Annotated in this window: 14 protein-coding genes and 1 pseudogene; 9 read left to right on the forward strand and 6 right to left on the reverse strand. The window is 33.6% G+C overall.

Annotated elements, in window-relative coordinates:
• The 3 genes and pseudogenes from FTU45_RS14290 to FTU45_RS14300 all read left to right on the forward strand — a co-directional run.
• Positions 1-482, forward strand: a pseudogene (locus tag FTU45_RS14290) (ISNCY family transposase); the annotation flags it as partial.
• Positions 483-1,006: 524 nt separating this feature from the next.
• Positions 1,007-2,136 (forward strand): IS3 family transposase gene (locus FTU45_RS14295; protein ID WP_180076620.1). Its coding sequence is split into 2 segments (ribosomal slippage): positions 1,007-1,259 and positions 1,259-2,136, totalling 1,131 coding nucleotides; the frame shifts between segments, so codons are not numbered across the junction.
• A gap of 130 nt (positions 2,137-2,266) precedes the next feature.
• On the forward strand, positions 2,267-2,668 hold the full coding sequence (locus tag FTU45_RS14300; protein WP_180076621.1) for a hypothetical protein: 402 nt from the start codon (positions 2,267-2,269) through the stop codon (positions 2,666-2,668).
• Positions 2,669-2,702: 34 nt separating this feature from the next.
• Here the strand turns inward: FTU45_RS14300 and FTU45_RS14305 are convergent, their stop codons facing one another.
• Together FTU45_RS14305 and FTU45_RS14310 are read right to left on the reverse strand one after the other, a co-directional pair.
• A complete protein-coding gene (locus FTU45_RS14305; RefSeq protein WP_180076622.1) occupies positions 2,703-3,302 on the reverse strand; it encodes a recombinase family protein in 600 nt (199 codons plus the stop codon).
• 194 nt (positions 3,303-3,496) lie between these two features.
• Positions 3,497-3,994, reverse strand: coding sequence for a hypothetical protein (locus tag FTU45_RS14310; protein WP_180076623.1), 498 nt, complete (start codon positions 3,992-3,994; stop codon positions 3,497-3,499).
• Positions 3,995-4,187: 193 nt separating this feature from the next.
• On the opposite strand from FTU45_RS14310, the gene FTU45_RS14315 reads away from it, so the two are divergent.
• Positions 4,188-5,057 (forward strand): IS982-like element ISAcsp2 family transposase, encoded by an 870-nt coding sequence (locus FTU45_RS14315; protein ID WP_016653396.1) that lies wholly within the window; start codon positions 4,188-4,190, stop codon positions 5,055-5,057.
• A 309-nt stretch (positions 5,058-5,366) separates the two neighbouring features.
• On the opposite strand, the gene FTU45_RS14320 is transcribed toward FTU45_RS14315, so the two are convergent.
• The 3 genes from FTU45_RS14320 to FTU45_RS15660 all read right to left on the reverse strand — a co-directional run bounded on the left by FTU45_RS14320 (position 5,367) and on the right by FTU45_RS15660 (position 6,811).
• On the reverse strand, positions 5,367-6,161 hold the full coding sequence (locus FTU45_RS14320) for a hypothetical protein (RefSeq protein ID WP_180076624.1): 795 nt from the start codon (positions 6,159-6,161) through the stop codon (positions 5,367-5,369).
• A 169-nt stretch (positions 6,162-6,330) separates the two neighbouring features.
• Positions 6,331-6,693, reverse strand: a complete 363-nt coding sequence (locus FTU45_RS14325) for a hypothetical protein (protein WP_180076625.1) — start codon at positions 6,691-6,693, stop codon at positions 6,331-6,333.
• Positions 6,686-6,811, reverse strand: coding sequence for a helix-turn-helix domain-containing protein (locus tag FTU45_RS15660; protein WP_180076626.1), 126 nt, complete (start codon positions 6,809-6,811; stop codon positions 6,686-6,688). The genes FTU45_RS14325 and FTU45_RS15660 overlap by 8 nt, the downstream gene beginning before the upstream one ends.
• A 146-nt stretch (positions 6,812-6,957) precedes the next feature.
• Here FTU45_RS15660 and FTU45_RS14335 point away from each other — a divergent pair, with 146 nt between their 5' ends.
• The 5 genes from FTU45_RS14335 (at position 6,958) to FTU45_RS14355 (ending at position 9,562) form a co-directional block, all read left to right on the forward strand.
• A complete protein-coding gene (locus tag FTU45_RS14335; RefSeq protein ID WP_151834168.1) occupies positions 6,958-7,443 on the forward strand; it encodes a hypothetical protein in 486 nt (161 codons plus the stop codon).
• A gap of 191 nt (positions 7,444-7,634) precedes the next feature.
• Positions 7,635-8,120: a hypothetical protein gene (locus FTU45_RS14340; RefSeq protein ID WP_257224070.1), complete on the forward strand. Its 486-nt coding sequence runs from the start codon at positions 7,635-7,637 to the stop codon at positions 8,118-8,120.
• Positions 8,121-8,262: 142 nt separating this feature from the next.
• Positions 8,263-8,565, forward strand: a complete 303-nt coding sequence (locus FTU45_RS14345; RefSeq protein WP_151834164.1) for a type II toxin-antitoxin system RelE/ParE family toxin — start codon at positions 8,263-8,265, stop codon at positions 8,563-8,565.
• Positions 8,566-8,847, forward strand: coding sequence for an addiction module antidote protein (locus FTU45_RS14350; protein ID WP_006582667.1), 282 nt, complete (start codon positions 8,566-8,568; stop codon positions 8,845-8,847).
• Positions 8,848-9,145: 298 nt separating this feature from the next.
• Positions 9,146-9,562: a surface-adhesin E family protein gene (locus FTU45_RS14355; RefSeq protein ID WP_180076627.1), complete on the forward strand. Its 417-nt coding sequence runs from the start codon at positions 9,146-9,148 to the stop codon at positions 9,560-9,562.
• 67 nt (positions 9,563-9,629) lie between these two features.
• Here FTU45_RS14355 and FTU45_RS15665 read toward each other — a convergent pair whose 3' ends face one another.
• Complete coding sequence (locus FTU45_RS15665; protein ID WP_180076628.1) at positions 9,630-9,881, reverse strand: helix-turn-helix domain-containing protein; 252 nt, start codon at positions 9,879-9,881, stop codon at positions 9,630-9,632.
• Positions 9,882-9,987: the final 106 nt, after the last annotated feature.

Genomic DNA, 9,987 nt, shown 5'->3' on the forward strand with positions numbered 1-9,987 from the left:
AGCAGTTCAATCAGAAGTTCGCCAAATGTGCGCGAAACTCAAAGAACCTGCATCGACCATTAACCGAATCTGATCTTGAACTGGATGATATTTTTACCTGGCAGGAACCGCGTAAGGTCACCAAGAACCTGACGATTACCTATGACAAATGTATTTATCTGCTTGAACCGACAGAGCTGAATCATAAGCTTGCTGGGCAATACGTTTCATTTCTGGAGTATCCGGATGGCACTGTGGCCCTCATGCATGAAGGACGAAAGCTCAACTACAGCATCTTCAATAAATTGGCTGGGCTGCAGCAAAATGAGATTGTTGAGAATAAACGGTTAGGTTCAGTCCTGGCGCATATCCAGCAACAACATGAAGAATTGGAGAAACAGAATAAACGTTCCCGTGCCAAGAAAAGTATGCCGAGCCGTAAAGCTCAGAAAGCTGTTATTGAACAAAGAAATTTAAATCCTGTGCTTGACTCTTGTGGTTAAAAACAGGACATTTTAAATGGTTTATCGCATAGACATTTTAATTGGTGAATAACATCCTAGCATATTAATCTTTTGTCTTATAGCTTTGTATTTTACCAATAGGTAAAATATATTCACAACCTACATCGGAAAAGTAGGTAGTTAAGAAAAAAGTTGCAGAGATTTATAAGCCTTATAGTAACGGGAGAGACTATAGGGCTTTTTATTTATCTTAATATTCATATATCTATGATAAAGTCATGATGCTCGACGATATAAAAGACCGGCTTGAAAATAGGCCGGTCTTTTAATTTAATACTTGCCCTTTTTTATGATCATTATTGATCTTAACAACTAGAGCTAAAATAAAAACCAGGAAAATCAAATGCTTTCTCATTATTAATACCTTCTTCTAATCTTTAAGAATGCCTTTTCCCACTACAAATAGATATGACATTGATGTGGATCTATGATTTTAGACCACGTCTATAAGTGATAATCTACTCCCCAATAAGCATGGGAAATGCTTGTTTCTGGAGTCAACCATGACACGAAGAAAACGTCGTAATCACTCAGCAGATTTCAAAGCTAAAGTTGCTCTCGCAGCAATTAAAGGCGACCACACACTCGCTGAGCTTTCTACTCAATTCGATTTACATCAAAATCAAATCATTGATTGGAAAAATCAACTGCTTGAGCAATCGATCAAGATTTTTTCACGACCAACAGCACAACAAGAACCAGAGATTGATCTTAAAGCTTTACATGCCAAGATAGGACATCAGGCATTGCAAATTGATTTTTTAGAAGGTGCACTCAGAAAAACAGGGCAACTGAGCGGCAAAAAATGATCGATAAGACCCATCAACTTTCGGTACGACAACAATCGCAATTGATTCAAATCAATCGCAGCACGTTGTATTACAAGCCCAAAGAGATTTCATCAACTGATTTGAGTTTAATGCGTCTGATTGATGAAATTCACATCGACTACCCATTTATGGGCAGTCGAATGATACGAGACATGCTACAGCGTCAAGGACATCAAATAGGTCGGCGTAAAGTCCGACGTTTAATGCGCTTGATGAGAATACATGCCTTGTATCCAAAGCCCAATACCAGTAAGCCTAATCTTGCACACCGTATTTTTCCATATCTTTTGAAAAACATGGTTATAGATCACTCTAATCAAGTCTGGTGTACAGATATCACGTACATTCCTATGGCTAAAGGCTTTGTCTATCTGTGTGCGATTATAGATTGGCATAGTCGTAAAGTACTGGCTCATAGTGTATCGATCAGTATGGAAACAGACTTTTGCATAGATGCGTTGCAAGAAGCAATTGTGAAATATGGTTGTCCTGAGGTGTTCAATACAGACCAAGGCAGTCAATTCACAAGCGAGGCATTTTTGAATGAGTTAAAATTGATAAATATCCGTATCAGTATGGACGGAAAAGGACGGTGGATGGATAATGTGATGATTGAGCGTTTATGGCGCAGTGTGAAGCATGAGGAAGTCTATTTGAAGGCTTACGATACGGTTAAACAAGCAAAACAATCAATTGCTGAATATTTGGATTTTTATAACACGATACGTCCTCATTCAAGCTTGAATAAGGCAACACCAAATGAATTTTATGATCGACATTTACCAAAAGTAATGGCAGCATAATTTAAATATTTAGAGCGGATTTATCACTTATAAAACTAGATTGAGTGGTCTAATTAACGGAACCACATCATTGTTATAAATAATGATTAATCAATATTTCAAAATATCTTAACTACTTTAAGGTCAATGTATGAACTTACTACACAAAATATCAGTTCTCTTATTAGGATTTTTACCAATTAATCTTTATGCAAATTCAACAATATGTATCTTAAATCAAGATGAACTTAATCTAATAAGTGCTAAAACTTTAGTTTGGGATCAACAAACTAAAAAAGCAAAATTTACAGATATGCGGGGAAATACCTACAATGGTGCAGTAATAGCAACAAAAAAACATGGTGAACATGGAAACAAAACCAATCTTTATTTCAATAAAAATTATGTTTTTTCTGATGCTGTTGAGTTTATGGTATTCCCTGTTGATGAAAATAACTTCAGAGTTATAGGTGTAGCTTATCTCTTAAAAAATAATAGACAAGTATTAGATATGTCCTTGGGAAATAATTTAGCTAAATGCGAACAAATATAAAAGCACGGTGTCAATATGACACCTAATTAAAAAATTATTTATTCCTTAAAACTCGATACACAGTAGCAACACCAACACCAACAGCCTTAGCAATTTCTTCTTTCGTCATTGTACCTGTACTTGCTAGCTCTTTTATTCGTTGGTGTTTTTTCCCATCTGCTGTTTTACCTGTAGGCTTGTAACCTGAACGCTCTAAGCCTTGTTTAATACGTTCTATACGCTTCTCATTGTCTAATCTAGCCATAGTAGCTAGTAGATCAATTAACAAGTTATTAACGAGATTCAGGATAGAGCTTGTAATAGTATCGTTTGTATTTAGCAGTACATGAGTAGTTGGTAAATCAGCTACAACTAGCTTTAATCCTTTCTCTTTTATACGTCCTTTCAATACTTCAAACTCATCTTGTTTTAAACGTGATAAGCGATCTACGCTCTCAACTAATAAGGTATCTCCATTCTTTGCCTTATCAAGTAAATCATTTAATACAGGTCTATCTAACTTTGTACCTGATTCATTCTCTACATATTCTTTAACATCATCCTGAATAGAACTAGCAAACTCTTTAAGGCTGTCTAATGCTCTCTCTGCATCTTGGTCTTTTGTGCTAGCTCTTACGTATATATGAATGGTCATTTTATCATTTAGCTTTATATTGTTAAGTATTATGATAATAATATCATTTAATATTCTTTACAAGTCTAATGATAGATTGATTTATCATTTAATCTATTATTCCTTAGGTATAGTCTTTTGATAAAAAAAGCATAACTAAAAGCCATGCCTTGGGAATTCGTATAACGTGTATTATTTTAATAAACTTAGTTAAACTAGAAGTCGCAGTACATATTGCCCATAAATTCAGGTGCACTACCTTTAACAACATCTGTTGGATTATCTTTTGAAGGTAAATTTGATCTATTGATATTAATACTAGTCGTGCTAGTAATATTGTTTATATAATAAGTCATATTTTCACAATTAACCGTATGATTCATAAAAGTTTTATTTCCATCATTATGAATAATGTGTAAGGTAAAATTGAGTCTTTTAGGATTTTTTAAGTATATCATTGATTTATAATCAATTAAATTTGATTCACTCATCACGATAAACATATGATCTTCGGTTTTTTTAGAATCTTCTAAAAATTGAATTTTCTGCTCTTTCTCAACTATATCTGCCTTTAGTAATTCAATTTCCTCACTCAACTGTTGGATATCTGCTTGTCTATACTTTAATTCACTTTCTAACTCTCTAGTTCTTTCCATACAACCAATTAAGGGCAAAGTCATAACTAAAAGAAATACAGTGGGTATAGATTTCATATATTCACAACTTAAAAATAAAAAATTATATTTATCAATACTATATAATTCCCGAAAAAGCTACAAATTTATAAACTCCCTCTCCAAAACTTAACTATATTAACCCGAATCGCGGATAAGAAATTGACTTGAAAAATAAGAGGACTAGAGCTATCAGTTGAGTTACCACACCAAACTCACAACTCTAGTCCTGATGTTCAATAGTACCGAATTATTCTGCGTAATTGATGATTTTTTTCTTAAATTTGAATCAACTTATTGGGAGTTTCTCAAACAAAACTGTGGTTCCTTAAGAATCAGAACTGCTCAACTCACAATTTCAGAAATCTGCTTTATTGCCATTTGGTACAAATGCTCTCATTTCAATAATTTCAAAGCCTTTTTCACCTGGTTAAAAGAAGATAAAAGCCATTTATTTAAGTACTTGCCTTGCTATCAAAGGATGATTCATCTGATCAATATGCACCAATTGGCCCTACACGCTTTACATGTGGCGCTGATGAAAGACCAAGCTACACAATATTTATGGATTGATTCAACAACTCTGCCAGTTTGTAAAAATCAACGTATTCAGCGTCATAAATCATTAGTCCAAATTGCATCACGTGGTAGAAGCTCAATGGGCTGGTTTTATGGCTGTAAATTACATATTGCGATGAATCAATTTGGTGAAATTGCCTGTTCTGCTTTATCGAATGGACATGTTGCTGACATAAAAATGGTTGAGCAATTGGTTGCTGGTATAGAAGCAAAACTTTACGGGGATCGAGGCTACATCAGCCAAGAATTAAAAATCAGATTGAAAGATCAAGGTATTGATTTAATTACTTATCATCGAAAGAATATGCAGGCTATTCAACTCTGTGCATCAGATGAATATCACCTAAGACAACGCAATAAGATAGAAACATTATTCAGTTTATTGAAGGGGCAATACAATTTAGTGACGAGTAAAGCACGTAGTCTTCATGGATTTCTGAGTGGAATTTACGCCTCACTATGTGCATATCAATTAACCCATCAAAATAAGCCAACAATTCAAATTAAGGAATCATCGGCTTAAGCAGGATCCGGGTTATATTAAAGATTTCTGAAAAATTTAATAATTTTAAAATTATTAAAATTATCACCCCATTTAATATAATGGCTGTTATATGAAATTAATGGATGCTCGTATAATCGTGTAGTGAATGCTTTAGGCTTAAAACTCACAGTACAACACGCCTAAAACTTTAAAAAATATAGTAAAAATGGGAGCTAACAGAAGTCTTCCGTATAAGAGATTTTATGTTAAATGAGTGCTAGAAATGCCCCAGATGGGGCATTTCGCATAAGGTGTATTATGTTAATTTTGGGGAATACTTAAGTTTAGTTAAGAACAATAGTCTTGTTTAAATCTTGAATAAGGAACATTTCTACGTTGTGTTAGATCTTTCCCTTTTAAATCATTGGCTAATTTATCTGATAATTCTTCACTAGATTTTATTTTGTTTGGAACCCATGAATAAGCATGTCTAGATAAAATTTCAAAAAGATTAGTCATACCAGGTACATAAGAATACTTAAATTGAGTATAAACTTGATCATAGAATCCCTTACAGATTCTATCATTTTCTTTTGAAACTAAATTTCTATTCATAGATGTTGAGAAGTCATATAAGCTCCCATTTTTGTATTCATAATCATATTTTTTCCCAGTTTTAGGACTTTGGCTTGATGTTATTTTTATACCTGAATTAAGCTCTGAAATAGTAATATCTAATGACTCTTTGAATTCAATAGTTTCAGATTTAATTAATTTTGCTAGATCGTTAAACTCATATATAAAATAATGGCTTTCTGGGCTACTCATACCAAACCATGCGCCACATGTACTTGTTACAACATAAGTATTCTGCTGTTGCTTATATATCTTTTTTAAGATTTCACATTGTGGATTGATCTCACTAATAAAACCAGCATTTCTATTACTGTTCTCAATAGAAAATGGATACTGCTTTACATATAACTCACTATATTTATTTTTTATTTTATATAAACCAATATTTTCTGGATAACCTTCATTATTTTTTATAAATTTGAATGGCTTAACTTCAATGGCATACGCAACACTACCAACCATTATGAGAATATTTAGTAGAAATATTTTAGAAAAAGGACCTTGCACTTTAATACCTTATAAGTTTAAATTTTAAAGCAATTTTAGCTACTAATTTAAATTAATACAGTAGACCTCTTGCGAAAGTATCGTTTTACCTAATTTTTGAATTGGCTAAAATCTTATTAAATGTAGCTTTAGGCTGCTTAAATTTTGACTAACGCAAGAAGTCTATTACTTAATAGCCGTTATAATAACCACCTCCATATTCCCCATTATTTCTATCCATTTGAACACTAGGGTTGTAATTAGTTCTATCTCTCATTTGTGCTTCTGTATCAATACTATAACGAAGCCTATCTGAATCATTATTTAAATCATATTGATAATTATTATTTCGACTACTTTGATATTGTTGTTGCTGTTGCTGTTGCTGTTGCTGTTGCTGTTGCTGTTGCTGTTGCTGTTGCTGTTGATATGAATTGGTAGAGTTAGAATAACCAAAGTTAGGGCCTTGAATTGGCGGAACATTTTGCCATTCAAGAGCTGCTACCTCCATTGTTGCAATTAATGAAAATCCACCTAATAACATTTTATTCATTGAATCTACTCCATTTAAGCCAATTAGCTATTGTTGATTTTGATACATTTAATAATGTAGCAATCTCTCTACAACTATTACCATTCTTTTTTAGCTTTTTTGCACAAATACCTAGCACTATGATTTTATATATTTACTTTTTATTGAAATTTTATAAAAACCTTAAAAATCATTGTCTTGCAAAATATTTATGCAACAAAGCCCTCTGTACATTTATTTTTATAACCCTATAATTATTATGACTACTTATTAATAAAGATTATTATGTCTAAGCTTGTCCTCACTTTTTTATTAGCTTGTTGTTCAGTAACTTCTGTTTTCGCTAGTCCTTATCTACAGTATGTTCCGCCACCAGATTTTTCTGCAGCAAATCAGTTGTATGCAAGTGGTAGCCAACAAATGCAACAAGGTATTCAGCAACTAGGGAATGGATTAGTTAGAGTTGCTGAGGCTGCTGAGAGAAGAAAACAGCAACAACAACAAATTGCTGAACAGCAACAACAACAAATTGCAGAGCTACAAGAACAACTTAGAATTGAAAGAGAGCAGGCTAAATTAAGATCTACTACTCAATATCGTACAGCTCATGTCGAAGTCAAACTAACTAAAAGTGAAGAAAGTGAATTAACTAAGTTACAGAATCTTCAATACACTGTTCCTGTTACTAATGAAAATGGTGACACCTTCTATTGTATGAAAGGTTTTGAAAATCCATCTGTTGATGACTGCCGTTTAGAAGTTCTAAATTAACTAACGGTCATGCATATTCAATTCTAGAACTGCTGCTGTTATATGGAATAGCAGGGGTTCATCTTGCTCTATCACTGAACCGTACCGAGTTTGTCGGAGACTTTTTATTGAACCAATCTAAAGGATAAGTAGTTTTATGAACAAAATAGATGTAAAATTTATTGATAAATCATAATTTTATAGGAAATTTTATGAAAAAAATTATTTCTATAATTTTTTTATTCATGTTTAGCTCATTTGTAAGTGCTAATCCTTTTGAGCATCCTAAATTTTCAAATTACAAGGTTCCTGTTTATAAAGGTAAAGCTGCTCCTTTATCTTTATCAGATAGTTATGCAAGACACTATAAAACGCGTTTTACAGAAGCTCTTAAAGAAAGTCCAAACTTTGCTGGTGAATATATTATTACTGTGTGGGGATGTGGTACCAATTGTGCAATCTACTCTTTCATCAATAAACGCACTGGTAAGATATTAGAGAAGACTTTTGGAGGTGAACTGGGTGAAAATGTTGCAGTAGCCACACCTGACAGTAGACTTCTAATTACTAAAAAAGAAATAGTTAATGATGATTATGAAACATTGGGGTATATGGTCTATTACTACATTTTGCAAAATACCAAATTTAAAAAAATTGGTGAACATCCTATTAGTAAAGAAGCATTTTATGCGGAGTGACTTCAGAGATACTAAAAGTATCTAAATTTTGAAATGCATTTTTGTTATTTAATATAATGGGTGTTATACGAAAATCTGTTGTAGCCCTATATATTGAAGTTTATTTCTTGCACAAATGTATCCCATAGGATACATTATTCTTATGTACTCAATATATACCACTCAAGTCTTTGATGACTGGTTTACCAAGTTAAAAGATCAGCAGGCAAAAAGACGTATACAAGTCCGAATTGATCGGGTTGAAGATGGAAACTTTGGAGACACTGAACCAGTCGGTGAAGGTGTCTCTGAATTACGTTTCTTCTTTGGACCTGGCTACAGGATCTATTACTGTAAGCAAGGGCAAAGGGTTGTTATTCTTTTAGCAGGCGGAGATAAGTCTACGCAAAGTAAAGATATAAAACTTGCCCGACAATTAGCACAAGATTTAGAGGAGGAGCTGTAAATGGCTATCAAACTTCGTAAATGGGACAGTGCTGAACATCTTAAAACAGAAGAAGATATGCAAGCTTACCTACAAGCCTGTATCGATGAATCTAATGGTGATGCTGCATTCATTGCAAAAGCTTTAGGTAATATTGCAAAAGCTAAAGGAATGGCTCAATTATCAAGAGACACTGGTTTAGGCCGAGAAAGTCTTTATAAAGCACTTTCTGGCGATGTAAATCCAAGCTTTGATACTGTTATTAAAGTCGTAAAAGCACTGAATTTACGCTTAACAATTTAAAAAAGTTAGTAAAAAAGGGAGCTTTAGAGACTGTAAATAAAACTGTATTTACACAGAATTATTTACACCCTCAAAATATGGCCTTTTTTACGAACTTGCAGTATTTAATACTCGGTACACAGTAGCAATATGATGCAACAGTGCAAAATGACACGTCTTTGATTGGGCGTTTTGGTCGCGGTCTTAAAGCGTTTCTGAAGTAATAAGCAAGCCTACCTGTATATACATTCAGGGACTTGCTAGGGATTACCCCTAAAACCCGAACGGCATTATTCTTAACTTTTTATGGTTTTTTAATATGAATTTTAAAAATGTATTAATACTTAGTATTTGTGGGCTAATTTCTACAAACTCTTTTTCTGAATCTAATTGGGAAGTAATTACTAAGGATAACGAGGGGATGTATTACGAAATTAAAACTGATAGCATTTCATCAATCAACCAATCCTACCCTAGAGCAACTCATAAAGCTTGGATTAAATCAGTTGTAGTTGAGGATAAAGTTCAAGATGGTCTCGCAGTTGGCGATTATAATTTAAGTCTGATGTACTTTGATTGTGGGAATGATGCTTTGGGTGTTAAATCATCTACTAATTACGTAAAACAAAAAAATGGAACAGTTAAAAATATATTGATCACTTCTTATTTATCATCAATGTTTGATGTAATACCAGGAAGTATAGGAAACGCGGTCTACGATAGAGTATGTAATTGATAAAATACTAGAGGGGCTCTATGCCCCTTACTGCTTTAAAACGCGGTAAACAGTAGCAACGCCCACGTCAACCGATTTGGCTATTTTTCTTCATGGCTCTTTGAACTGTGGACAATGACACACCCAATTCTTTAGCAACTTTTCTAAATGACGCGCCATCTTTTTTCATTGCTTCAATGATTTTAGAATCATCAATTGTTTTCTTGCGTCCCATGTATTCACCTCTCTCTTTAGCTTTGGCAATGCCCTCAGCTTGTCTTTGCTTAATGATCTGACGTTCAAACTGTGCAAATGATGCGGCACTGTTGCAAATAACCACGAATGGTAAGCTGAAGACTGTTTTAGCTAAAGGTGCAGTATATGAATCCTTTCCATGGTCGGCATTTTCAGGGCGAAATCATTCTTTGGGCTGTGCGCTGGTATTG

The organism is Acinetobacter sp. YH12106 (assembly GCF_013418995.1).
In the GTDB taxonomy this organism is placed as follows: Bacteria; Pseudomonadota; Gammaproteobacteria; order Pseudomonadales; family Moraxellaceae; genus Acinetobacter; species Acinetobacter pseudolwoffii.